Origin of the sequence: Staphylococcus sp. HMSC62A08 (genome assembly GCF_001839105.1) — a bacterium.
GTDB classification, from domain to species: Bacteria; Bacillota; Bacilli; order Staphylococcales; family Staphylococcaceae; genus Staphylococcus; species Staphylococcus caprae.
Map to the genome: position 1 here is coordinate 137,386 of NZ_KV840027.1, position 23,526 is coordinate 160,911.

At 33.0% G+C, this 23,526-nt stretch carries 23 protein-coding genes and 3 pseudogenes; 14 read left to right on the forward strand and 12 right to left on the reverse strand.

All coding sequences use genetic code 11. From position 1 onward, the window contains the following. The first annotated feature begins 184 nt into the window (after positions 1-184). The 5 genes from HMPREF3264_RS01420 to HMPREF3264_RS01435 all read left to right on the forward strand — a co-directional run bounded on the left by HMPREF3264_RS01420 (position 185) and on the right by HMPREF3264_RS01435 (position 5,041). Positions 185-1,102: a zinc ribbon domain-containing protein gene (locus HMPREF3264_RS01420; RefSeq protein ID WP_070871683.1), complete on the forward strand. Its 918-nt coding sequence runs from the start codon at positions 185-187 to the stop codon at positions 1,100-1,102. Then, on the forward strand, positions 1,103-1,363 hold the full coding sequence (locus HMPREF3264_RS13095; RefSeq protein ID WP_371106814.1) for a zinc-ribbon domain-containing protein: 261 nt from the start codon (positions 1,103-1,105) through the stop codon (positions 1,361-1,363). Further along, complete coding sequence (locus HMPREF3264_RS01425) at positions 1,323-2,498, forward strand: TcaA second domain-containing protein (RefSeq protein ID WP_256323949.1); 1,176 nt, start codon at positions 1,323-1,325, stop codon at positions 2,496-2,498. Before HMPREF3264_RS13095 ends, HMPREF3264_RS01425 begins: the two co-directional genes overlap by 41 nt. A 216-nt stretch (positions 2,499-2,714) precedes the next feature. Continuing rightward, complete coding sequence (locus tag HMPREF3264_RS01430) at positions 2,715-3,719, forward strand: zinc ribbon domain-containing protein (protein ID WP_070871684.1); 1,005 nt, start codon at positions 2,715-2,717, stop codon at positions 3,717-3,719. Continuing rightward, positions 3,719-5,041, forward strand: a complete 1,323-nt coding sequence (locus HMPREF3264_RS01435; protein WP_070871685.1) for a zinc ribbon domain-containing protein — start codon at positions 3,719-3,721, stop codon at positions 5,039-5,041. Before HMPREF3264_RS01430 ends, HMPREF3264_RS01435 begins: the two co-directional genes overlap by 1 nt. Before the next feature lie 93 nt (positions 5,042-5,134). On the opposite strand, the pseudogene HMPREF3264_RS01440 reads toward HMPREF3264_RS01435, so the two are convergent. Continuing rightward, positions 5,135-6,816 (reverse strand): annotated as a pseudogene (locus tag HMPREF3264_RS01440) (CocE/NonD family hydrolase). A gap of 150 nt (positions 6,817-6,966) precedes the next feature. Between HMPREF3264_RS01440 and HMPREF3264_RS01445 the strand changes: the two are divergent. Beyond that, the gene (locus HMPREF3264_RS01445) at positions 6,967-7,560 is read left to right on the forward strand and encodes a TetR/AcrR family transcriptional regulator (RefSeq protein WP_070871686.1); all 594 of its coding nucleotides are present in this window, start codon (positions 6,967-6,969) and stop codon (positions 7,558-7,560) included. A 127-nt stretch (positions 7,561-7,687) separates the two neighbouring features. Here HMPREF3264_RS01445 and HMPREF3264_RS01450 read toward each other — a convergent pair whose 3' ends face one another. Then, complete coding sequence (locus tag HMPREF3264_RS01450) at positions 7,688-8,137, reverse strand: VOC family protein (RefSeq protein ID WP_002444416.1); 450 nt, start codon at positions 8,135-8,137, stop codon at positions 7,688-7,690. A 167-nt stretch (positions 8,138-8,304) separates the two neighbouring features. Here HMPREF3264_RS01450 and HMPREF3264_RS01455 point away from each other — a divergent pair, with 167 nt between their 5' ends. Both HMPREF3264_RS01455 and HMPREF3264_RS01460 read left to right on the forward strand, forming a co-directional pair. Next, a complete protein-coding gene (locus tag HMPREF3264_RS01455; RefSeq protein WP_070871687.1) occupies positions 8,305-8,805 on the forward strand; it encodes a hypothetical protein in 501 nt (166 codons plus the stop codon). Between the two features lie 159 nt (positions 8,806-8,964). Then, the gene (locus HMPREF3264_RS01460; protein WP_070871688.1) at positions 8,965-9,681 is read left to right on the forward strand and encodes an epoxyqueuosine reductase QueH; all 717 of its coding nucleotides are present in this window, start codon (positions 8,965-8,967) and stop codon (positions 9,679-9,681) included. A gap of 78 nt (positions 9,682-9,759) precedes the next feature. Here HMPREF3264_RS01460 and HMPREF3264_RS01465 read toward each other — a convergent pair whose 3' ends face one another. Both HMPREF3264_RS01465 and HMPREF3264_RS01470 read right to left on the reverse strand, forming a co-directional pair. Next, the gene (locus HMPREF3264_RS01465) at positions 9,760-9,981 is read right to left on the reverse strand and encodes a hypothetical protein (protein WP_176746805.1); all 222 of its coding nucleotides are present in this window, start codon (positions 9,979-9,981) and stop codon (positions 9,760-9,762) included. Positions 9,982-10,164: 183 nt separating this feature from the next. Beyond that, the gene (locus HMPREF3264_RS01470; protein WP_070871690.1) at positions 10,165-11,229 is read right to left on the reverse strand and encodes a quinone-dependent dihydroorotate dehydrogenase; all 1,065 of its coding nucleotides are present in this window, start codon (positions 11,227-11,229) and stop codon (positions 10,165-10,167) included. Between the two features lie 228 nt (positions 11,230-11,457). Between HMPREF3264_RS01470 and HMPREF3264_RS01475 the strand changes: the two genes are divergently transcribed. Continuing rightward, a complete protein-coding gene (locus HMPREF3264_RS01475) occupies positions 11,458-12,315 on the forward strand; it encodes a fructosamine kinase family protein (protein ID WP_070871691.1) in 858 nt (285 codons plus the stop codon). Between the two features lie 71 nt (positions 12,316-12,386). Here the strand turns inward: HMPREF3264_RS01475 and HMPREF3264_RS01480 are convergent, their stop codons facing one another. From HMPREF3264_RS01480 to HMPREF3264_RS01505, 6 genes and pseudogenes are all read right to left on the reverse strand, one after another. After that, positions 12,387-13,331: an amidohydrolase family protein gene (locus HMPREF3264_RS01480; RefSeq protein WP_070871692.1), complete on the reverse strand. Its 945-nt coding sequence runs from the start codon at positions 13,329-13,331 to the stop codon at positions 12,387-12,389. Positions 13,332-13,520: 189 nt separating this feature from the next. After that, positions 13,521-14,141 (reverse strand): nuclear transport factor 2 family protein, encoded by a 621-nt coding sequence (locus HMPREF3264_RS01485; RefSeq protein WP_070871693.1) that lies wholly within the window; start codon positions 14,139-14,141, stop codon positions 13,521-13,523. 34 nt (positions 14,142-14,175) lie between these two features. After that, the gene (locus HMPREF3264_RS01490) at positions 14,176-15,012 is read right to left on the reverse strand and encodes an alpha/beta fold hydrolase (RefSeq protein WP_070871694.1); all 837 of its coding nucleotides are present in this window, start codon (positions 15,010-15,012) and stop codon (positions 14,176-14,178) included. 25 nt (positions 15,013-15,037) lie between these two features. Next, positions 15,038-16,042 (reverse strand): annotated as a pseudogene (locus HMPREF3264_RS01495) (amidohydrolase family protein). 111 nt (positions 16,043-16,153) lie between these two features. Next, positions 16,154-16,858, reverse strand: coding sequence for an SDR family NAD(P)-dependent oxidoreductase (locus tag HMPREF3264_RS01500; RefSeq protein WP_070871695.1), 705 nt, complete (start codon positions 16,856-16,858; stop codon positions 16,154-16,156). Between the two features lie 14 nt (positions 16,859-16,872). Next, positions 16,873-17,415, reverse strand: coding sequence for a TetR/AcrR family transcriptional regulator (locus HMPREF3264_RS01505; protein WP_070871696.1), 543 nt, complete (start codon positions 17,413-17,415; stop codon positions 16,873-16,875). 130 nt (positions 17,416-17,545) lie between these two features. On the opposite strand from HMPREF3264_RS01505, the gene HMPREF3264_RS01510 reads away from it, so the two are divergent. From HMPREF3264_RS01510 to HMPREF3264_RS01520, 3 genes are read left to right on the forward strand one after another with little or no spacing between them, the layout of a single operon-like run. Continuing rightward, on the forward strand, positions 17,546-17,845 hold the full coding sequence (locus HMPREF3264_RS01510) for a DUF2316 family protein (protein ID WP_070871697.1): 300 nt from the start codon (positions 17,546-17,548) through the stop codon (positions 17,843-17,845). A gap of 12 nt (positions 17,846-17,857) precedes the next feature. After that, a complete protein-coding gene (locus tag HMPREF3264_RS01515) occupies positions 17,858-18,676 on the forward strand; it encodes an NmrA/HSCARG family protein (protein WP_070871698.1) in 819 nt (272 codons plus the stop codon). Between the two features lie 36 nt (positions 18,677-18,712). After that, on the forward strand, positions 18,713-19,090 hold the full coding sequence (locus HMPREF3264_RS01520) for a VOC family protein (RefSeq protein ID WP_002444390.1): 378 nt from the start codon (positions 18,713-18,715) through the stop codon (positions 19,088-19,090). A gap of 178 nt (positions 19,091-19,268) precedes the next feature. Here HMPREF3264_RS01520 and HMPREF3264_RS01525 read toward each other — a convergent pair whose 3' ends face one another. Together HMPREF3264_RS01525 and HMPREF3264_RS01530 are read right to left on the reverse strand one after the other, a co-directional pair. Beyond that, positions 19,269-19,499, reverse strand: a complete 231-nt coding sequence (locus HMPREF3264_RS01525; protein ID WP_070871699.1) for a DUF896 domain-containing protein — start codon at positions 19,497-19,499, stop codon at positions 19,269-19,271. 220 nt (positions 19,500-19,719) lie between these two features. Then, positions 19,720-20,286: a TetR family transcriptional regulator gene (locus HMPREF3264_RS01530; RefSeq protein WP_070871700.1), complete on the reverse strand. Its 567-nt coding sequence runs from the start codon at positions 20,284-20,286 to the stop codon at positions 19,720-19,722. Positions 20,287-20,536: 250 nt separating this feature from the next. Here HMPREF3264_RS01530 and HMPREF3264_RS01535 point away from each other — a divergent pair. Continuing rightward, positions 20,537-21,933: pseudogene (locus HMPREF3264_RS01535) on the forward strand (amino acid permease). Between the two features lie 457 nt (positions 21,934-22,390). Next, positions 22,391-23,449, forward strand: a complete 1,059-nt coding sequence (locus HMPREF3264_RS01540) for a PTS sugar transporter subunit IIC (RefSeq protein ID WP_070871701.1) — start codon at positions 22,391-22,393, stop codon at positions 23,447-23,449. The last annotated feature ends 77 nt before the right edge of the window (positions 23,450-23,526 follow it).

Here is a 23,526-nt window from a genome sequence, read left to right on the forward strand (position 1 = left end):
TGCAGGCGTGTCGCCATCAATACTTCGTTTGTCCTTTAAGTACAATACTTTTTTCATAATCTCTTTTTTATGTTAAAAAGTGTGGATTACTCTAGAAATATTATATAAATATAAAATTATATAGATGTCAATATAAATATAGTATATAATCTAAATTATCTTAATATTGGAGGTCCAAACATCTATGAATTGTCCTAAATGTGGTCAGAACTATCAACAAGAAGACGTCTTTTGTGGCAACTGTGGCACAAAGCTCCCTGAGAGCGTAGCAGAAACTACAAAGACAACATCAGAAACTGCAAATAAAGAGGCACAAGGTGAACAAAGTGTAATCCAAACACAAGTAACAAAGGAAATTGAAGAAGTAACTACAAATTCAAAGGAACAAGCATTCCATCAGCACCAAAACATCAATCAGTCAGTAGTCAATCAAAATGATACGCATGAACATATTGAAACGCCGTTAGAACAAGGTACACAAAGTAATAATAAAGATACATTCTATGAAATGAAGCAATTTTTTATAAGTGCATTTACACATCCAGATCAAGTTTTAAAAACGGAGCAAACATTTAGTACTAAATTACTTTTAATACTCATCATTGCTGGATTAGCTGTAGTTGCCTTGTTATTTAATGCATTAATTCCAGACCAAGTAGGTTTTTTTGAAGTGTCAAAATCTAGTATCGTATTTAAATTTATAGTGAGTTTAGCTATTATCTTAGCCGTTCACATCGGCATCACTTATTTAGTTGTCAGATTAACGATACTTCCAGAAGTTAAGTTCAATAAAGTATTTTCAGACTATATATTAATCAATACATTCACAGTTGCTTTATTAATTCTTTCAGCGTTTTTATTTGCGTTAAGTTCTTACAAATTTGCTTCGCTGATTATTATCATCATGTATTTATTTTTAACAATATCACCAGCATTCATGCTTGCGAAATATAGTTCAATATACAATACAAGAATTTCAAGTTTGTATGGAATTTTGATTCTATTATTTGTACTTTCAATTATCATTTTAGTTTTTGGTCAAAATATCATTGAAGGTACACTAATGCAAAACTTTAGTAAATTATTTGGAAGAGTGATTTAAGTGAAGTTTTGTAAACACTGTGGAAATCCTTTAAACCCTAGTCATAAAGTTTGTACGAGATGTGGCAGGCCAATAGGTCATATAACACAAACAGCACCTAAACATGAAGTTCATCAGCCATATCCTCCGGGTCGTTATCATGATGGGTATCAATTTAAGAAGCCGAATAAACCGTTAATTGTTATTTCAATTCTCGTCGCTATGATCACGATAACACTGATTGCACTCTTCTTTTTTTCTGAAACATCAGCTTTCTCCTGAACAAACTGTTGATCAAATATCAGATGCACTTAAAAAAGAAGACGCTCGTCATCTTTCTAAATTATTAACTTCTGACGGCAAGAAGCTCGACGATAGTGAAGCACAAGCGTATCTTCGTTTTTTGAAAAATGAAGGCAAATTAAGTGAACTAACGCAAGATTTGAAAGATAGTCTTGATAAAATGAATACATCGAAGACGAAAACACACACTGTGAGTATTAATAATTTAGCAATTATTCAAGTTGTTAAAAAAGGTAAGCGTTATGGCTTGTTTAATCATTACGAGTTTAATATTCCTAAATATTCAATTGATATGTATGCACAAGATGATGGAAAAATTAATTATGAATATAACGGTAAAAAGCATACGATTCATTTGAAGAAAAGCGAAACTGCTCATGTAGGCACATTTCCACTTGGAAATTACCAGCTTGAAGCTAAAAAGCAAGTTGGTAATAAAACATTCAAGGGAAATTTAACGATATTAATGACACCCGCTCGCTCAATCGTTAAAGAAAATTTTAAAGAAAAACGGTTTATGATCAAAGCAGATAATACTTATAAAGTGAAAGATATACGATTATTTATTAACGATAAAGATAAAGGTAAATTAGAAGAATATAAAACGTATGGCCCATATACTTCAGATGAAAAGGTGGTTGTACACCTTGAAGGCAAAGTTGGTAAGCATCTTATTAAAACAAATCGTGAGCAAGTAAAATTACCTGAAGGAACTGAAGAATACAAAACAATCACGCTCTCATTCGATCCGGAAGAAATAAATAAGTTTGATGATGATGACACTGATTCAGATGACTCAAACAAAGATAAAAAAGAAGATAAAGAACATAAGGAAAAATCTGATGATAAAGAAAATGACAATCAAGAAAAGAAGAAAACAGATTTAACACTTTCGGAAGCAAAAGATATAATAAAACAATTTGATGAAAGTGCTCCCTCTGATTCTAACCACTCTTATGTGTTACATCCTTATATGAAATGGGGCGACTCTGTTATAGATGTTAAAGATAAATCAGGAAGAACAATTTACATATATTATATTTCTACTAAAGAAAAATTTATTTCTAAAGGTAATATAGATGGGGATCATATAAATAGTGGTTACTATCATTAACTTATTATAAATCGATAATGAGTTGATTCTTTATCATGCCTCTAAGATTATTTTCATTAGCAAAATAGTCTTAGGGGCTTTTTATGTTGCTATACCACTAAATTTTAAATTAAAATAACGTGAATCAATAAAAATATTTAAATTACTGTAGATAACAATATAAATGTAATGGTATAATTTTAAAGATTTCAAAAAATTAAAATGGGAGGGACATTTATGCATTGTCCAAAATGTGGAAATCCAATTGAACCAGACGATTTATTCTGTGGGGAATGCGGGCATAAAATCGAAAAACGTTCAAAAGCTGTGCATTCTGCTGAAAGGGATATTTCAAATGCAGAACATACAGAATCCGAAGCACCACATCAAGATTCAACAGGAAATAACAAGTCTATGTACGACGCTGAAAGCATGAACGAGCAACATTCAACTACACAACATAAAGGTCAGCAACAATTATCTCATGAGCAACAAAGACCTCATCATCACAATACTTCTACATATGAGCAACACACACATCCACAGTCATATCATTCTTATCAAGATAAACAACAACAACAAGCTAATCAGCCTAACCAATTTAGTGAACAAGCTAAAGAAGTAACAGAGGAAAGTAAAGGTTTCTTTAAAAGCGCATTTGTTTCACCAGATCAAATCATTAAAAGCCAACATACGTTTAGTTTTAAATTATTATTTTCTCTTCTTATCATAGGTTTGATTTTGATAGCACTTTTAATTGGGGCAATGATTCCATCTGAAGTCGCTTATATAGGCACTTCAAAAGGATCCATAGTAATATCTATACTTTTAGGGATTGTTCTCTTTTTAGCAGTAATCATAGGAGCAACATATGGTGTGACACGTTTAGTTGTAAGACAACCTATTACCTTTAAAAAAGTACTCTCAGATTATGTTCTTATCAACAGCGTGACCGTTGCAGTATTACTTATTTCTATTATATTGTTTTTTGCGCATTCTTATCGTTTTGCGTCAACAGTATTTATATTATCAATCTTATTATTAGTAGTTTCTGGTGTGTACTTGATTGCCAAATATAGTGCCAATCATGACACACGACTATCTAGCTTTTACGGAATAATTATATTTAGCGTTGTGGTTTTCTTATTTATAAGTATTTTTGGAGAATCATTCTTTAATCAGATATTCGGAAACTTAATTGATCGTTTAGGTGATATTTTTGAAGGAGGTATGAATTACTAATGAAGTATTGTAGTAATTGTGGTCAACCTTTACGTGAAAGTGTGAAAGTTTGTACGAATTGTGGTACGCCAGTCAATCAACATCATCAAAGTCATTCTCATCCTCAGTATCGCCAAACTTCAAATCATCATCATGCTCCAACACATAATGGAAATAAGAAGACATGGATAATTATTTCTATTGTTGCAGTAATCATTATAGCTTTGATTGCACTGTTTTTAATTTTGAAAAGTCAATTGTCACCAGAAAAGCAAGCGTCTCAAATTGCGCATGCAATTAAACAAGATGATGCGAAAGCTTTATCTAAAGAAGTGACATCTGGTAATAGTCACTTGAGTGAAGAAGAAGCTCGTGCATACCTTAATTATATTAAAGAGGAAGATGATTTAACTCATGTAGGCAACAGCATTGAACAAACTACAAAAGAAGTTAAAGATAATTATTATAAAAATTCCTCAGTAGATGCAAATGGAAATAATATTTTAAATATTTCTAAAGATGGGAAAAAATATTTATTCTTTGACAATTATCAATTTGACGTTCCTCAACATTCTATCAATCTTTTAGCAAGTAATAGCGGAAAAGTGACTTATCAATTTAATGATGAGAAACATACAATTACAGTTAATGAAAATGAAGAGAAAAAGTTAGGAACATTTCCAATTGGTAATTATAATTTAAAAGCAACTAAAAATATGGATGGTAAGAAATTTAACGGCGCAATCGTGATAAATATGAGCGATGATACGTCGAATGCATATGAATCATTCAAACAAAAACGCTTCAATGTCTTTGTAGATGGTGGTTATATGTTGGATAATGTGAAAATATATGCAAACGGCAAACAAATAGGTGATGAATCATCATCAGAAACGTATGGTCCTTATGATCCTGATGAAGATGTTGTAGTACATGCTGAAGGTTCATACGAAGGCAAAACATTTAAATCTAATTCTGTAAATGTCGCTAGCGCAAGTGAAGATGATGGTGGAGTAACAGATGTAGATTTGAAATTTGATGAAGATGAAATCGACAAATATGTAGATGAAGATATAGAGAGTGACTCAGAATCAGACTCTAATGATGATTCTGAAGAAGTGACACGTGATAATGTAATCGATAAAGTTGAATCATACGAAGGTCACAATTTAGATACAAGTAAATATACTTATAAAGAACCTGAAAAAACAGATGATGGTGATTGGGGCTTCTCATTTACTGATAAAAACGGTGATTTAGCTGGATCATATACTGTAGATTCAGAAGATGGTCTTGTTACCAAATATGATAAAGATGGCGAAGAAGTTGGTTCAGGTTACTAATAGTTAGAAGAAAAGCACTAACATAAGCAACTAAGTCAATTAGAATTTGAGTAATTCAAAATTGGCTTAGCATGACTTAGTTAGTGCTTTTTATTATTGAGGTATGATTGGAATAATCAATTGAGAGTCATAGTTTCCACCGGTATGAACATGATGGATACCTTGATTGACAGTTTCATGATGTTCATAACGTGTGCTTAAACCTGGAGAGCTATTGCCTTTAATGATTTCCTTTCCTTTAATCACAACTACAATAGATTCTCCTTTTTTGAAATATGTGCTTGAAGGTAATATCTCAATTTCAATAGGTACAATTTCACCATTTTTAATTTTTAATTCTTGTTCATGTTTGTGCCAAGGTTGTGCAATGGTTGATTTGTCTTTATCTAGTTCTCGGTGTGAAACTCTTAACCAACCTGTAGCTACTTGTCCATTTTCAATGTGGTTAAAGTCAGGGAAATGAACTTCTTCACCCTGTTTATTGAGTTTTTTGATTCCTGCAAAGATATCCATATCGTCAGTTTCTTCAGTTGAAACCCACAATTTTAAGTTCATATTACCTGTGATTTCTGTATCTTCTGAAAAGGTATGAGTAAATCGTAATTCGTCAGTATCTTTTTCAGAATGATAACTTGTAACGTGAGTTTGATTTGGTACTTCATGAGTTAATGACATGTCTTCTCCTTCTAAATATAGAGAAGTATATTGTGTATTTGGAATAGGAAAATTAGAAGCTTTCCGATAATGACCTTGATAGAATTGATTTCTAACTTCATAAGTCACATGAGGTGTATCTTTCCAATCATTGTCTTCTTTTTTTAAATAATAATCGAAGAATGACTTTTGTTTTTCTAGATTTTCACGTGCATAGTAACTTTCCATTCCTTACGTCCATGTATATATAACCATTTATCAACTGAGCTTGCTTGTTTGAAGCCTTCGAAAGAGCCACGATTGTGTAATCCTTGCGTAGACCAACTTGCACAAGTTAATAAAGGAATACGTATATTTGATAGAGGAACTTGGCGTGCTTTCCAATAATCATCGAAAAGTGGATGCGCACTTTGTGCTTTAATTAAGTCTTCTATATTAGGATTTTTTGGCCATCTTGCGAAAATACCTTGAATCCAAAAGCGATAAAAACCTGTATCTGGAATACCACCGTGGAATGCGATTTCACGATACATATCATTTAAACCTTCCCAAGGAATCATAGCTTTCAAATGAGGTGGATTTAGAGAGGCTACCCACCATTGAGTAACAGCTAGATAAGAAACACCATTTGTACCAACACTTCCATTGCTCCATTCTTGTTGTGAAGCCCATTCAATCACTTCGTAATAATCTTTAGCTTCTCGTTCTGACCAAGGTGATAACACACCATTTGAACCAGAGCTACCTCTCAGTGCTACTTTAACTACGACATAATCATTAGGCACCCAAAATCCAGGATCTGGAGACTCTTCTGGTGTGAAACTTGAAGTCGCTATATTTCCTAAAGTAGGCCATTTTGCTCCCATATTAGTGATTTTAGGTTTATTATCTTTCCCATATGTGTCCGCTGACATAACGACTGGAAAGCGTCCTTCTTTGTTAGGTCTGAAAATATTTAAATATAATGCTTCGCCATCTTTCATAATAACTTTGACATCTTTTTCCATGATCATTTCTTGGTTACCATATTGTACGCTGTCTACAACAATATGGTTAGTGCCTGATTTTACATCGTTAACATGAGTCACTTCTAAATTTGGATTTCCTAATAATTGTTTCATAGCTTACCCCTTCCTTTGTTGAGAATCATTTTCAATACATCTTCATCATACAAAGAGGGAATATAGATAACAATCCTCATTTCTTTAAGTTTGTCTAAAATCCAACACATTGCTTATAATTGTGGAAAGAAATTAATAGAAGGTGACATGATGTCTCAAGATAGAAGAGTAAGAAAAACACAAACAGCTATTAAAGACGCGCTCATTTCATTGCTCAACAAGAAAAGCTTTGGTGATATTACAATTCAAGAAATTTCAGATATGGCAGATGTTAACAGAAGTACATTCTATACACATTATTTAGATAAATATGATTTATTAGATCAAATGGAAAATGAAAAGATTGATGAGATACGAAGTTTTATAAAAGGAAATACTCATTTTGATAATGAAACTTTTTCTGAAAATCAGCTACGAGAAACAATGGAATTTGTAATTAGTAGTATAGGAAAGCATCTAGAATTTTATAAACTGATGTTTAATATTGGAAAAGACTCTAATTTGCATGAGAAACTATATGAATTATTAACAGGCCACCTTAATAATGTTGTAAACGACGATGACAAAATCGGCGATATTCCATTCCCATATTTTATGAGTTATGTTTCAGGAGCAGGTTTATCATTGATACGTCATTGGGTTGAAGATGAAAATAGAATTTCACAAGAAGCATTGATTCAACATTTTTATGAAATCGTGAATTATGGTCCTGCAACGATTATAAGAAGAGAAAAAAGAAGTTGAAAATACTGAGAGGGAAGTTGACTGCTAGGGAAACGCAACCACGTAAAACTGACGTAACAAATTAAATAAACTCCTAAAAAGAAGTCTCAAGTGCTTCATTTTAGGAGTTATTTTTCCGAATAACTTATTATTTATTCATTTTCGAATAATCTTGGCCGTTAAGCATCCAACGTACACCATATTTGTCCGTAAATGCTCCCATTGTTCCGCCCCAAAATTGTTCAGCAAGAGGCATTTCAATATTTAAAGATTCATGATCTTTAATTCTATCGTAGAAATTTTCAACTCTTTCAGCATCGTCTTTATCATTAACATCATAATCAATTAATAATGATATTCCATTATTAATGTTTTCCACGCGACCAAAAGAATCAGAACATAAGATTTTAACACCTAATATTTCAAATTCAGCATGCATTGTCGCTTCATCAGCTTGATCTTTTGTTAAACCAAAGTTCTCAGCTTGCTCTTCTCCAACTGCTAATCTATTCACATTTGTTGCGCCAAACACATCTTCATAGTATTCAATAGCATCTTTAGCTTTTTCAAATGATAAATAAGGATGTAATTGTGTCATATTTTTATAACCCCTTTATTTACAAAATTTCTTTCTAAAGCGATCATACTATAAATATAAATGAGTGTCCTCAAATTAAAACTATTAAAAATGTCGGCTATATTTGACACACCTGAACTTGTCGTATATATTTGACATTGAGAAAAGATATTGAGGAGTGAAACGAGATGAGTAAATTCAATGATTTAATGCTTAATTGGGTCACAAGTACCTCTACGAAAAAAGATGAAAGAGAAAAATCGGAGCTCAATCAAAAATTAGCAAACATGTTCGGGATATACTATATAATTACTGCAATATTAATTGCAGTGTTTACAGGTATAGATATGTATCATCACACTATTTCGATACAAACGATAATTTTATTTGCGACGTTCTTTATATTTAATTTGATAATCGTATTTAACTTTAGTAAGAACCGATATTTTGAGGAAGCGGCGTATTCACCAAAAGAATATAAGAAATTAGTAAAGCGATACACAATATTGAGTATTATATTTATGGTTTATTTTGGTTGTTGCATGGCATTCTTTTCGGTAATGTTAGATTATTTTTGGAACGATCCTATTAGATGGACCAATAATATACTACATGGATTGATTTCAGGATTCTTTTTTGGTGCATTCATGTTTTGTGTGTATATTATTAAGCTGAAAAAGGAATACTGAATGATTAAAATAAAGTACTAGCGTATGAATGTTTAAAAGGAAAATTTCATTTTTAAGTATTTTAAAAAATAAATATTAAAATAGCCTCTCTTTATACATCTGATAATATATAATAAAGTCAAACTATATTTACCGGATGTATTAAAGGGAGGTTTTGTCATGATCGAAGCGAATCAAATATTGGCAAAAATGAAAAATCAGAAAATCAATTACGATAGAGTTTTGAGGAAAATGATATCTCAGTGGGAACGTGAAGAGGAGCGTCCACGAATTTTATTACATAGTTGTTGTGCACCTTGTAGTACTTATACTTTGGAATTTCTTACACAATATGCAGATATTGCGATTTACTTTGCTAACCCTAATATTCATCCTAAGAGTGAGTATTTGAGACGTGCTAAAGTTCAAGAACAATTTGTAAAAGATTTTAATGAAAAAACAGGCGCCAATGTGGAATACATTGAAGCGGAATATAAACCACATGAATTTATGAAAATGGCCAAAGAAAAGGGGCTTACTGAAGAACCTGAGGGAGGGCTACGATGTACAGCATGCTTTGAAATGCGCTTAGAAATTGTAGCGCAAGCGGCAGTCAAATATGGTTACGATTATTTCGGAAGTGCCATCACGCTCTCTCCTAAAAAGAACGCGCAACTCATTAACGAGTTGGGTATGGATGTTCAAAATATTTATAATATTAAATATCTGCCGAGTGACTTCAAAAAGAATAAAGGGTATGAACGCTCTATTGAAATATGTAAAGACTACAATATATTTAGACAGTGTTATTGTGGTTGTGTCTTTGCAGCCATGAAACAAGGCATTGATTTTAAACAAATTAATAAAGAAGCAAATGCATTTTTACAACAGTTTTAACGATAAAAATCCCAAAAGTAGAAGGAAATGAGCTTTTTAGTATAGGCTACTTCTCTACGTTTGGGATTTTCTATAGCATTACATCATTTTATGAATAAATCTAAATATGGCTAAACCTGCGATAACAATCATTGATAAAAGTGAGAATATCTTAAACTTTTTGCTCTCAGTTTGTTTCTCTAATTCGCCTGTTTCCATCATTTCACGTAATTCGCGTTCAATTTCTAAGTCTAAATCTGTTTTTCGATAACCGTTTAAACCTTGTCGTTCATCTTCATTATCCTCATGTTGCTTAGGCATTTCAGTCGATGTCTCTTGCTTCACTTGTTCATTTTTATCTTTGTTCTCGTCACTCATCTTTATGCCTCCTAAATTCATGAAACACATATTTTTATTACAGTATAAAACGTTTTAAATATATGTAAAGAATTTTTTAAAGGTTAAATATAATTAATATGAATTTACGACTAACAGATTATTAAATTATGCATCTAAACCAATAATATCACTTACATTATGATAATTATTTTCAGTTAGATACTGTGCAATTTCTTTATTTATTTTCTTAGTTAAACCTGGACCTTCAATGACTAAAGAAGAATAAATTTGTAATAATGATGCACCGTTTCTTAACATTTTAATCGCATCTTCTGAACTAAAGATGCCTCCAGTACCAATAATTAAGAATTTACCTTGCGTCTCTTGATATGCATATTTAACAAGTTTTAAGTTGCGTTCAAATAAAGGCTTACCACTTAATCCGCCTTCTTCAGTTTTATTGTCTGAAGTTAATCCATCACGTTGACGCGTTGTATTGGCAAGGATAACACCGTCAAACGTTTTCGTAATTGACGGTAAGATGTTTTTGAAACCTTCTAATTCCATGTCTGAAGTTAATTTTAAGAATATAGGTACATTGATTTCATTTTTAGATTTAAAATGAGTTAAAGCTTCACAAAGCATTGAAAATTCATCTTTGTCATGGAAATTCTGTAAATTCTCAGTATTTGGAGAGCTAATATTTACAGTAAAGAAAGTGACGTCATTCTTAAATGTGTCAATTACTTTAATATAGTCTTGATAGCGGTTTTCGTATGACGTCTTCTTATTCACGCCCACATTTATACCAACTGGAATAGTGTAGGCATGACGTCGTATGTTACTAAGCGCTTTGTTCATACCAATATTATTGAAACCCATACGATTAATTAATGCATTATCTTCAACTAAACGATACATACGTGGCTTTGGATTACCTGGTTGAGGCTTAGGTGTAATACCACCTAATTCAATTGCGCCAAAACCAACATGTTCTAAGGCCTTAGGTACTTCGCAAGATTTATCAAATCCAGCAGCAAGTCCTATAGGATTATTGAATTTGATGCCATGGATTGTTTGAGCAAGTATAGGATTACTATAATTGAAAAGTTTATCCATGATTGAATACATGATTGGAAATTTTTGCACTGTTTTGAGGGCATCAATGGTCATTCCATGTGCACGCTCAGGATCTAGTTTAAATAAGAAAGGTTTAACTAATTTATACATGATAACGCTCCTATTTCATTATATTTGAGGCTTACTATCCCCAACTTAATATATTTGAAATCCATTCTTTTAATAGACTAGCATTTTAATAAATATTTTCATAGTTAAATTAGTGAAAGTTAAAAAATTGACTTAATTACAAAGTATAAAGTTGAAGTTGAGATTAATCATCTACAGAATAGGAAATATAATAAGGAATAACGATAAACTTCTTAGGAAGGTGAAAGCATGAAAGCAGAATGGAAAGAAGAACTACCTTTAGAAGGAATAAAGGATATCTCGCCTGTAAGTGGTGGAGATGTTAATGAAGCGTTTAAAGTGACTACAACTGAAGATGGCATTTTCTTTTTACTTGTTCAGCGTCATAGACCTGAGTCATTCTATGCAGCTGAAATTGCTGGGTTGAATGAATTTGAAAATGCTGGAGTCACGGCGCCACGTGTGATTGCTAGTGGCGAAATCAATGGTGATGCCTATCTTATTTTAAGTTATCTTGAAGAAGGTGGACGTGGAAGTCAACGTGAACTTGGGCAACTTGTTGCGAAAATGCATAGTCAACAGCAACCCGATGGTAAATTTGGTTTTAGTTTACCACATGAAGGTGGAGATATTTCATTTGATAATACATGGACGGATACATGGAAAGAAATTTTTATTGATAGAAGAATGGACCATTTAAGAGATGAACTCATGCGAAAGGGTTTATGGAATGAAGAGGACAACAACGTTTATGAACAAGTGAGAACTGTAATGGTGAATGAATTGGATAACCATGAAAGTAAATCTTCTTTATTGCATGGCGATTTATGGGGCGGCAACTATATGTTTCTTACAGATGGAAGTCCAGCTTTATTTGATCCGGCACCACTTTATGGTGATAGAGAGTTTGACTTAGGAATTACTACAGTTTTCGGTGGTTTTACGGAAGAATTTTATGATGAATATGAAAAGCATTTTCCATTAGCGAAGGGTGCTCAAAAGAGATTAGAATTTTATAGATTATACTTACTCATGGTGCACTTACTTAAATTTGGTGGCATGTATGCGGCCAGTGTTAATCGCTCTATGGACACAATTTTAGAATAATATTAAACAACCCCACACAGATGCGTTGGTAAAACCGTTCGCTATTGTGTGGGGATAGTTATTGTAGAAAATTAAGATTTCATTTTATCTAATAACGCTTCGCCGTTGTCATATAACATATGAATTTTAGAGTCAATTGTAATTAAATCTGTTGATTCTATTTCATTGGCTAACATTGAGACGACTTGATTCGTCGTATAAGGTGCATCAGAACCATAGACAATCTTATCTGGATCAACCATTTCTAATAATGTAGGCAATTGATAAGGTAAAACCTTTCCAGCTAAATCGAAGTAGAGGTTCTTCATCACTTGTTCTAAATCGTCGGGGTGTTTTTCAGAGCCAAACATCTTATTACCCATAGCCACACGTTGAGCGATGACAGGTAGTAATGCACCGCAATGAGGGACAATCCATTTAATATTAGGATATTTACTAAAGACATTCTTCTGACTCATATAAATAATTGTACGTGTCGTATCAAAGATAAATTCCATTAATGGTGGCGGAACTTCCTCGCTCATTGCTTTAATCGCAGGTTTTGGTTCGTTAGGATGAATAGCAACTGTAGCTTGACGTTCATTTAACTTTTCAAGAACTGGGTCTAAGCGTTCATCACCTAAATAGACGCCACGTGCATTGGTAGGCAATGTAAAGCCTAAAGCTTGTTGGTCATCTAGCGCTTTGTCTATTGTATTGACGCTTTCTTCTGCGAGCGGTAACGGTAAAGTAGCGAAGAATCCAATTTGATCGCTGTATTGTTGAGTGATGTCGGCTGCGTATGTGTTAACTTCCTCTGCAAGTTCTAACATTTTGTCATCTGGTGCAGCACTGATGTGTGGACTTGAAATGGATAAGACACCATATTCAATATCCTGTTCTTTCATTAAATTGATATATGATTCTGGTGAAAATGGGGGCGTCTTCACGCCATCACCTTTGCCATCAAAGTAATCATCAAGAAATTGACTAAAGCCAGGAGAAATATAATGTGCATGTAAATCTATCTTTTTCATTCTATATACTTCCTTTTAAGTTTCAGTCATCACGCTTTCTTACGGGAACGAGACGAGGAGCCAAGATCTTGGCACTCGTTCTATACCGTAAGGAGGCGGATGCCTTTTTAATTATTACATTTAACTTTGTAGTTTCTACGATTGGGATAGTGAAAATAATTTTTCTAAATGATATTTCTGTCTTATTGCTTATTCTTCATTTTGAGTTAACCAATGATCGAGCTGTTCGTAATATTTATTAACTGCCTCTGGTCGATCAATACCTGGTAAGTCATGATTAACGTCATAACCGAGTTCATTGAGTGCATAAGATAAACAAGCATAACTTTTACGATATCCTTCAAAGTCTGAGTTAGGTAAATTAATAGTAGTTGGTATCACAGGTGTTAATTTATCTTTTTCATAAATGGAACCTAAACCTTTAATTAACCAAATACCTTCTTCATTTTTTTCGAGACTATAAATAATTTTAGCGTCAGAATCTAATTGCATTTCAACGTTTTTGATATCAACTCGAAATTGTATTGTAGCTTGCATCATAGCGATAGCACGATTGTCATTTATCCACATTTGCGTATTATAAATTTGATGTGGAGCATAGCGATTCATTTCTTCAGAAGATGTGACAAATTCTTCACCTGTACCATCAAACCATGAAATATTTACACGAGAATCTTCTGCAAAGCAGCTTCTCATACTATCCCATAAAGCATTGTCTCTACAGAAACGTTCAAATTGAATTAACTCTAAAATATTTTCCTTATCCAATAAAGTTTCGTTGGTATAAGGTTTATTTCGTTCAAATAGCATTGAATCAAACTCCTTTTTAAACTTCTAAAACGGATTAATTCCAAATGTTTAATAAAACTTCAGCAAAGCCTTCAGGTTTCTGAATATAACCTAAGTGACCGCCAGGAATATCAACAATTTCAATTCCAGTTTCATCTTTAATGAAGAAGTTTACTTCTTGAGGGAAAGAACCTTTAGAGTCTGTACCATTTAATAGCGTAATTATATCTTTATGTTGATTTAAATCCTCAATAGAAATATCAGATTCAGTGTATTGTCGTATTTCATATTTGAACCAACCTAGCATTTCTTCAAAGCGTTTTTTACTTTCCGCGTCATCTTCAGATTGTGCAGGTTTAGACATATATTGTTGGTCAAGTTGACTTGTTTTTAATGTTTCACCGAAAAGTTTCATTGCTTGAGGCATGCCTTCATTAACTGCAATATCTATGATTTCTTCATTTTTATCTTGCCAATACTTAGCATTTGGTAAGAAAGTATTGATAGGTGGTTCATGGAAAGCAATGCGTTTCACAACATCTGGATGTTCTTTTAAAACGTGCATAGCTACAATGGCACCTGAACTTGAACCTAACACGTATACAGGTTCATCACTTAATGATTTCGCTAATTCAGCGATGTCTTGAGCATCACGTTTAACGCGATAGCGACTGTCAGGGTTTGACACTTCTTCTGGTAACGGTTCAGTTAATTCGCTTTGACCATATCCGCGACGATCTACTGCAACCACTGTGAAATGATCTTGGATTTGTTTAGCTAGTGGCATGTAAATGTCACCAGTTCCATTTGCGCCGGGAATTAAAATAAGTACAGGACCTTTACCAATTTTGTGATAACGTAATTTAGCACCTTGTAATTCTAAAGTTTCCATTTGAAAAACCTCCATTTGAGTCTATTTATTTTTCTAAGCCTAATAATTTAGCACCATTTTTATAGCTAATTTTTTCTTTTTCTTCTTCTGTCAAATCTAATTCGTCTAGGAATGTGCCTAATTTATCAGGTTCAACGTAAGGGTAATCTGCTGAATATAAAATTCGATCGACACCGACTTCTGCTTTGACTAAATCAAATTGTGGTTTAGTTAACATTCCGCTTGGCGTAATATAGAAATTATTTTTGAAATAATAACTAATAGGGTGTTCTAAATGGTCAGCAAATAAGATGTCATCCATACGTTCAAGGAAGAATGGAACAAATTCTCCCCAATGTCCAATAATCATATTTAAGTTAGGATGACGGTCAAAGACACCAGATAATACGAGGTGTATAGCATGAATACCTACATCTACATGCCAACCGTAACCAAAACAAGCGAATGTAGCTGCAGTTACATCTGAATAATTACCTTTATAATAAGCTTGGTAGACATCGCTTTGAACTGGAGAAGGATGTAAGTAAATAGGTACATTTAATGCTTCAGCTGTTGCAAATAAATCATCGTATTAATCTTGATCTAGGAAGCCATTTTTAGGATGTCCCATAATTAATGCACCTTTAAAACCTAATTCTTTAATGCAACGTTTGAATTCTTCAACTGCTGCTTGAGGTTCGTTGATAGGTAATGTTGCAAATCCCACAAATCTATCTGGATGTTCGTTAACATATTTTGCTAATGTATCATTGGCTTGTTGACATAGTTCGATGGCACGCTCGCCTTCTAAATTGGAAGGTGCACCATTACCATATGACAATACTTGCATTTCAACATCATGCTCATCCATGAATTTGATACGCTCATCATGTTTCGTAATGTCATCTGCATTCGTAAAGCCTGATTTTTGTTCTAGACCTTTTAGCATGGTTTGCATTGGAACACCGTTAGGGTCTGAAGACATGGACTTCATTGTTTCTTTCTGAATGTCATCAACGACGTAATGTTCTTCAAAATTAATACTTTTCACTTGAAATCCCTCCAGAGATTGATAAAACTAATTTTTTGTGTTTATTATGTGCGATTTACTTTTAATGCACTACGTTTTTCCCATTAAAGATAAAAGCAAACACGTACAAAATTACCAAGGCATTGGGCCGTCACCGTCGATAAACGTGCCAGTTGGGCCATCAGCATTGATTGTGGCGAGTTCAACAATTGGTTTGACGCCTTCTGATGCTGGTTTAGAGTTGTTGCTGAAGTCTCCAACCAAATCAGTGTTAGTTGAACCTGGGTCTGCAGCATTAATTTGCATGTGTGGAAGACCTTTAGAATATTGTAAAGTCAACATTGTCACCGCTGATTTTGAAGAACAATAAGCGAGGGAATTCACTTTTGATTCAGCTTTATCAGGATTTGTCACCATACCGAATGAACCTAAACCACTACTTACGTTAACGACTACAGGCTGTTGTGATTGCTCTAGTAATGGGATAAATGAATTCATCATTCGAACGATACCGAAGACATTTGTGTTATAAACTTTTTCAACATCTTCTATAGTTATGTCGGCTACTTTGGCAAATCCGCCTGAAATACCAGCATTATTAATAAGTACATCGACACGTCCTTCTTTTTCGGAAAGGGTTTTGAAAGCTTGTTGAACTGACTCATCATCGCTAACATCAAGTTGTACGTAATCAACACCTAATTCTTTAGAAGCTTTTTGACCACGTTCTTCATTTTTTGATCCAATATAAACTTTATAGCCTTTCGCTTTTAATTCTTTAGCTGCCTCATATCCTAAACCTTTATTTCCACCAGTAATTAACGTTACTCTATCCATTTCAAACACCTCGATTAATTTAAATATAGTCTAATTAAGTTATCTCTAATTTCGTTATTTGAAAGTTGTCTTTTACTTCTTTGAATTTCATAAGCATTTGTAGATAAAGACTTTAATAGCATATCCGTTTTGAATGTAACCCATCTTTCATCATGACCGTCATGAAATAAATCATAATAGAAATCGAATAAGTCAGAGAAAAATTGGCTATGATGAAATTGAGTCTTAGTATTACTTTCCTCAATACAATTTAATAAATCACTATTTTCAAATTTAAATTTAAGAAAAACATCTAGGGATTGTTTCATAATCTCTTCTTTAGAATGAGAAGTCGAGGCTACACGCTTCATTTGATGGATAATTTCATCAAAATCATGTTCGATAATGTGATAGCACAAATCGCTTTTATCTTTAAAATGACGATAAAGTGTACCCATACCAATTCCTAGTTCTTTAGAAATCCTATTCATGCTGACGGTATCAACACCATGTTCTTTAAATAACTCAATGGCTTTTTCTTCTATGCGTTGACGATTTTCTAAAGCATCTTTTCGCAATACATTCACCTTCTTAATTAATAATTATTTACAAACGGATAATACTCCGTTTATTATAAGTCATGCTAAATACGAAATCAAATAAGAGACTATATAACAATGAAATTATATGAAAGTGAGTGATTGACTCATGTCATTAAATAAAGAACAAAGACGTATCACTGCTATAGAATTACAAAAACATTTCAATCAATCAACGTTAAGTATGGAAGATATTGCAAATAAAATGAGTATTTCAGTAGAAGAAGTGGAAAAGGTATTGAACATGAATGCACCAAATGGATTCTTTGGTAATCAACTTCAAAGATTTATTCATCTCGTTTGGGATATTCGTGATGTAATCAATTTGAATATTAAAGAAAATGGAGATACGCCTGAAGAATATACTTATTTAAAAGGTGAAAAAGAAGATTATTGGTTTTTACAATAGGAGAGAGATAAAATGACAAAAAGTATTTTAGTAATTGGAGCAACTGGTAAACAAGGTAATGCTGTTGTGAAACAATTGTTAGAAGATGGTTGGCATGTGCGTGCTTTTACAAGAAATAAAAATAATGAGAAATTAACGTCTATTGAGAATGAGCATCTTGAAATCTTCGAGGGAGATTTAAGCAACGAAGATAGTTTGGCTCAAGCAATGCAAGGTCAGTATGGATTGTATAGTGTTCAGCCGATTATTCCAGATAATGTTGAAGAAGAATTAAGACAAGGTGAAATGATTATTGATACGGCCGAAAGACAAGGGATCAATTATGTAGTTTATAGTACGGCTGGTGGAGTGAACCGCGATAGAACTGGCCCGCATTTTGAAGCTTTAGCCCAATTGGAAAATAAAATCAAAGCATCACGTTTAAATTTTACAATTATCAAACCTTCATTCTTTATGGATAATTTCTTAAGAATCACCAAAGTAGAAAATGGAGAAATTAAAATACCAGAGTTTATTATTCCAAATGTGAAATTTGCAATGATTTCTTCCATTGATATTGCTAAAATTGCATCCACATTATTCGAAGATGCAGAATCATACAATCATCAAGAATTAGAAATTGCTTCTGATGAACTTACTTTAAATGAAGTAGTGAAAACATTTGCGACGGTGACAGGCAAACCCACAGAAATTGAAGGGGCATTTACAAGTGGTACTGCTGAGAGAAGTTGGCTTGAAGAAAAAGGATATGTTATTGATTTTGTACAAATGGAACGTATCAACCCAACGCGTTTAACACTCGATAAATGGATTGCCGAAGTAGATTTTTAGACTTTCTGTTAATCATCAAATTTAAGAGGTGAAGATATGATGCATTCAATGTGGTTTAATTTAAATGTTAAAGATTTAGACCGTAGTGAGCAATTTTTTAAAACATTAGGATTTGAAATTAATAAAAATCCTGACATGTTAGATAAGATGGTAGGTATTTCGATTGGCCAAACCATTGTGATATTAATAGAAAATAATCATTTCGAATCTGTATCACATCAAGAAGTTGACGCGCATCCTAATGAAGTAATGATTTCATTAGGGGTGAAAGAAAATAAAGAAGTGGACGAATTAGTAGAGAAAGTAGAGTCTGCAGGGGGAACGATTATCGATCCACCAGGAGTAAAGCAGGGTTATTATGGAGCAATGTTCGCTGATCCAGACGGACATAAATTTAACTTTCTAGTTTGTTAAGGTTAATAATTATTACATTAGAATTTCTACAGATTAAAATCTTAGTTGTTTAGAGGAATACAATAGACCAGGTCTATTGCATAAGAGTTTCTACAGATTAAAATCTTAGAAACTCTAAAAATATAAGTGGCGCCGTGTACATTATTTTAGTACATGGCGCCTTTATTTATACCACAAATTATTCTTGAATATTGCCATATTCTTCACGTAATTCGTAAACTTTGTCTGGTGTAACGTCTTGACCAAGTGGATCAAGTACTTTCATTGTTGAAAATGTTGTAAGTACTTGTCCACGAATCATTTTCAAATATTCTTGTCTTAATTGATGTTGTTCTTGTTTTTCTTCAATACTTAAACTTTCAACTTTTTCTTTATTTGCTAATTGATTAATTCTATCTAATAATTTCATAAATGAATATCCTCCTTATTTTCCAGGGATAAAACAACAGTTATTATCTATACAACACATGTTGTTTAAATTCAATATACGCTCATGGATGTTCTTTTACAACCAACATGCTCATATTAAAAGTTGCTTAAGCAACATATAATCATATGTGTTGTTTAAATGTATTAAAAAATAAAAAACCACTCACAATGTGTGAGTAGTGGTTGTAAGCAAATAAAATTTAAAGTTGTGTAATATGTTGAATGAGGTAAGGAAGATTTTTCTTAATAAATGTTTCTGGCGTGAGTTTGCTTGTTTCTAACCAATGCTTAGCCAATCCACAAACACCTGCTGCTAAGAAACTTGCGCTATTTACCAGTATCTCTCGTTCATGACTAGGGAAACTATTTTCAAGCATAATAGTGAAAATATCCTCCAGTTCATTATTGATACGTTTATGCGCTTGATTACAGAATTCTTCACTGTTCATTTCGCAAGAATCTTGAACTTCAACCATATAATAGGCAATAGAAATAAATATATTAGAAAGAATTTCCTCATTAATTACTTCTGAAATATTTAAAGTATCGTTTAAATCCTTAAGAATAGTTACAGATAGTGTGTAATCGAGAATATCATATTTATCTGTAAAATGCGCATAGAATGTCGCTCTATTCACTGTCGCTTCATCGGTGATATCTTTAACACTTACTTGAGATAATTTCTTTTCTCTTGATACTTTTTGAAAGGCATTAACAAGTAATTTTTTAGTTCTGATAATACGAGGATCAATTTTAGTAGCGTCCATGTTTTCACCTACCTAACACGTGTTGTTTAACTTAATTAAATTATCTTCTCTAAATAGGCAGATGTCAACGAAGGAGATTCGATGAATACATAAGTATTTGATTGTTTTTAATTATTTAGGGTATTATAAAAATTACAAGAATAAATGATTTGATTTTGAGAAGAATTGTTTATTAGATAAAAAGGGGTATCTAATTATACATTAACATTCAGACATAAATATACTCCACGAAATGGAGAAGAATGAAGTTATGGCAGATAAGCTGCAAAGAGAATTAAGTAATAGGCATATTCAATTGATTGCAATTGGAGGCGCTATTGGGACTGGGTTATTCCTAGGTGCAGGTGCATCAATTCATTTAGCAGGACCTTCTATATTACTGACATATATTATAGTTGGTTTTATATTATTTATGTTTATGAGAGCAATGGGAGAATTGCTTTTATCTAATTTAGGATTTAAATCTTTTGGGGATATTGCGCATCACCATATAGGTTCTATGGCAGGATTCATGGTCGGTTGGACGTATTGGTTAACTTGGATTATTTCTGGTATGGCAGAAGTGACTGCTGTAGCAAAATATGTTGATTTTTGGTATCCAGAAATGCCGAACTGGATTACAGCTGCGGCTACAATATTAATTTTAGTTGCTTTAAACCTATTTAGTGCAAAGTTATTTGGAGAGTTAGAATTCTGGCTATCAATTATTAAAGTCATCACGATTTTGCGTTAATCATTATTGGTATCGTTATGATTGTGTTTGCGATGAAGACACAATATGGTCCAGCAACAGTAACTAACATTTGGAAGGAAGGTGGCTTCTTCCCGAATGGTGCTTCTGGATTTTTCATGTCATTCCAAATGGCAATATTCTCGTTTATTGGAATTGAGTTAATAGGTATTACAGCAGGTGAAACAAAGGATCCACATACGACGATTCCTCAAGCAATTAATAATGTACCTTTCAGAATATTAATTTTCTACATTGGTTCGTTAGCTGTAATCATGTCAGTCGTACCATGGGATAAATTAAATCCCGATGACAGTCCATATGTAAAATTATTTGGACTTATTGGTATTCCATTTGCTGCAGGAATTATTAACTTTGTTGTATTAACTGCAGCTGCATCATCATGTAACAGTGGGATTTTTGCAAATAGTCGTACAATGTTTGGATTAGCAGGAAGAAAGCAGGGACCAGCGTTCTTACACAAGACAAATAAAAATGGCGTTCCATACTACGCAATTCTTGTGACTTGTGGATTATTAAGTATCTCAGTTATTTTAAATGCAATTTTTAAAGACGCAACGAAAGTATTCGTTCAAATCACTACATTTTCAACTGTATTAAATATCTTAATATGGGCAGTAATTATGATTGCATATCTTGGATTCTTGAAGCATAATCCAGAGTTGCATAAGGAAAGTAATTATAGAATGCCAGGCGGTAAATACATGGCTTATGGTATTTTAGTATTCTTTGCTTTCATTTTTGTGATTTTACTTATTAATAGTAGTACGCGTTTAGCAGTCCTTTCTATACCTGTATGGATTGGCGTATTATTCCTAATGTATCAAAAATATAAAAAAGAATCTCGTAAAACAGAGATTCCTACAGAAACTGAAGAAGACGTTGAAGAAGCATAATATTAATTGATAAATAAATTAAGACAATATAAAACAAAATCCCTAGTAGCGTTTTTGGGCTGACCGAATTCTCTACTAGGGATTTCTATATGTTTAGATTATTCTATCGTGAATTTTCGGCTCTATACTAAATAGGACCAATTTTTCTATTGTCATTAATGATGAATTTTAGATTTTCACGGACTAGATTGTATTACAAGTTACCCAGATTATTAAATAATTCGCTTTCTAGATAGTATTTTCTAAATTTGTAAAATTTATCCAAAAATAATTATCTAAATTTTCAGAAAAATATGATATACTATTGTTCATAGTCTTGAGAAGCGTGTATGAATTTTATTAGATATCCCTCTAAGTTTATTGCATCAAAGAATCATTTAATTGACTCATACATTGCCTATCAAGACTTCTGTTTTATATACATATTGATTACTTAGCATATTGGGAGGTTTAAGTCATGTCAGCGATTAGAAATATTGACGGACCAAAGGATTTTATTTTTAGAGTTTTATCAGGGGTAGCGATTGGGATTGTCGCGGGACTCGTTCCAAACGCCATTTTGGGAGAAATTTTCAAGTATTTTATGCAATATCATCCTATTTTTAAAACTTTATTAGGAGTCGTACAAGCCATCCAATTTACTGTACCAGCGCTTATTGGTGCGCTTATCGCAATGAAATTTAATCTAACACCTTTAGCTATCGCAGTCGTTGCGAGTGCCTCGTATGTTGGAAGTGGCGCAGCTCAATTTAAAAACGGTGCATGGGTCATCGCAGGTATAGGGGACCTCATTAATACGATGATTACAGCAGCAATCGCAGTGTTATTGATTTTACTTGTAGAAGAACGTGTAGGTAGTATGGCACTGATTGTTTTTCCAACAATTATTGGTGGATTGTCTGCCACTATAGGTGTATTTACGTTACCATATGTAAGATTGATTACAACCGGGATAGGAAATATGCTGAACAGCTTTACTGAATTGCAACCGGTACTAATGAGTATGCTTATTTCGATGGTCTTCAGTTTTATTATCATTTCACCATTATCAACGGTAGCTATTGCAATGGCTATTGGTTTATCAGGAATTGCAGCGGGTTCTGCGTCGATTGGTATTGCTGCAACAGAAGCGGTCCTTCTAATTGGAACAAGCCAAGTCAATCGCTTAGGTATTCCACTTTCTATTTTCTTTGGTGGAGTAAAAATGATGATGCCAAATATGGTGAAATACCCTGTAATTATGGTACCTATTTTTATTACAGCAGCTTTATCAGGTATTGCCTCAGGAATGATTGGTATTGGAGGAACAAAGGAATCGGCAGGTTTTGATTTTATAGGAATGGTAGGACCAATTAATGCATTCAAATTTATGCACGTTGATTCACCATGGCTAAGTGTATTACTTATTGTCGTTGCCTTCTTTGTTGTACCATTTTTAGTTGCATGGATTTTAGATTTATTACTAAGAAAAGTCATTCGCTTATATTCAAATGACATATTTAAATTTATGGGATGAAAATGAGCTTCCTGAACTGTAGACTAACTTATAGATTAGTTGTTATATCAATACTTCGTATTGCTTAGCTCCCTTGC

What these genes read in the sequence shown, in the direction of transcription:
- HMPREF3264_RS01430 (WP_070871684.1), top strand. Translation starts at nt 2,715, where the DNA reads ATGCATTGTCCAAAATGTGGAAATCCAATTGAACCAGACGATTTATTC.
- HMPREF3264_RS01435 (WP_070871685.1), top strand. Translation starts at nt 3,719, where the DNA reads ATGAAGTATTGTAGTAATTGTGGTCAACCTTTACGTGAAAGTGTGAAA.
- HMPREF3264_RS01485 (WP_070871693.1), bottom strand. Translation starts at nt 14,141, where the DNA reads ATGCTATTTGAACGAAATAAACCTTATACCAACGAAACTTTATTGGAT.
- HMPREF3264_RS01450 (WP_002444416.1), bottom strand. Translation starts at nt 8,137, where the DNA reads ATGACACAATTACATCCTTATTTATCATTTGAAAAAGCTAAAGATGCT.
- HMPREF3264_RS01490 (WP_070871694.1), bottom strand. Translation starts at nt 15,012, where the DNA reads ATGGAAACTTTAGAATTACAAGGTGCTAAATTACGTTATCACAAAATT.
- HMPREF3264_RS01540 (WP_070871701.1), top strand. Translation starts at nt 22,391, where the DNA reads ATGTCAGCGATTAGAAATATTGACGGACCAAAGGATTTTATTTTTAGA.
- HMPREF3264_RS01530 (WP_070871700.1), bottom strand. Translation starts at nt 20,286, where the DNA reads ATGGACGCTACTAAAATTGATCCTCGTATTATCAGAACTAAAAAATTA.
- HMPREF3264_RS01475 (WP_070871691.1), top strand. Translation starts at nt 11,458, where the DNA reads ATGAAAGCAGAATGGAAAGAAGAACTACCTTTAGAAGGAATAAAGGAT.
- HMPREF3264_RS01525 (WP_070871699.1), bottom strand. Translation starts at nt 19,499, where the DNA reads ATGAAATTATTAGATAGAATTAATCAATTAGCAAATAAAGAAAAAGTT.
- HMPREF3264_RS01510 (WP_070871697.1), top strand. Translation starts at nt 17,546, where the DNA reads ATGTCATTAAATAAAGAACAAAGACGTATCACTGCTATAGAATTACAA.
- HMPREF3264_RS01455 (WP_070871687.1), top strand. Translation starts at nt 8,305, where the DNA reads ATGAGTAAATTCAATGATTTAATGCTTAATTGGGTCACAAGTACCTCT.
- HMPREF3264_RS01470 (WP_070871690.1), bottom strand. Translation starts at nt 11,229, where the DNA reads ATGTATAAATTAGTTAAACCTTTCTTATTTAAACTAGATCCTGAGCGT.
- HMPREF3264_RS01480 (WP_070871692.1), bottom strand. Translation starts at nt 13,331, where the DNA reads ATGAAAAAGATAGATTTACATGCACATTATATTTCTCCTGGCTTTAGT.
- HMPREF3264_RS01460 (WP_070871688.1), top strand. Translation starts at nt 8,965, where the DNA reads ATGATCGAAGCGAATCAAATATTGGCAAAAATGAAAAATCAGAAAATC.
- HMPREF3264_RS01520 (WP_002444390.1), top strand. Translation starts at nt 18,713, where the DNA reads ATGATGCATTCAATGTGGTTTAATTTAAATGTTAAAGATTTAGACCGT.
- HMPREF3264_RS01420 (WP_070871683.1), top strand. Translation starts at nt 185, where the DNA reads ATGAATTGTCCTAAATGTGGTCAGAACTATCAACAAGAAGACGTCTTT.
- HMPREF3264_RS01445 (WP_070871686.1), top strand. Translation starts at nt 6,967, where the DNA reads ATGTCTCAAGATAGAAGAGTAAGAAAAACACAAACAGCTATTAAAGAC.
- HMPREF3264_RS01500 (WP_070871695.1), bottom strand. Translation starts at nt 16,858, where the DNA reads ATGGATAGAGTAACGTTAATTACTGGTGGAAATAAAGGTTTAGGATAT.
- HMPREF3264_RS01515 (WP_070871698.1), top strand. Translation starts at nt 17,858, where the DNA reads ATGACAAAAAGTATTTTAGTAATTGGAGCAACTGGTAAACAAGGTAAT.
- HMPREF3264_RS01465 (WP_176746805.1), bottom strand. Translation starts at nt 9,981, where the DNA reads ATGCCTAAGCAACATGAGGATAATGAAGATGAACGACAAGGTTTAAAC.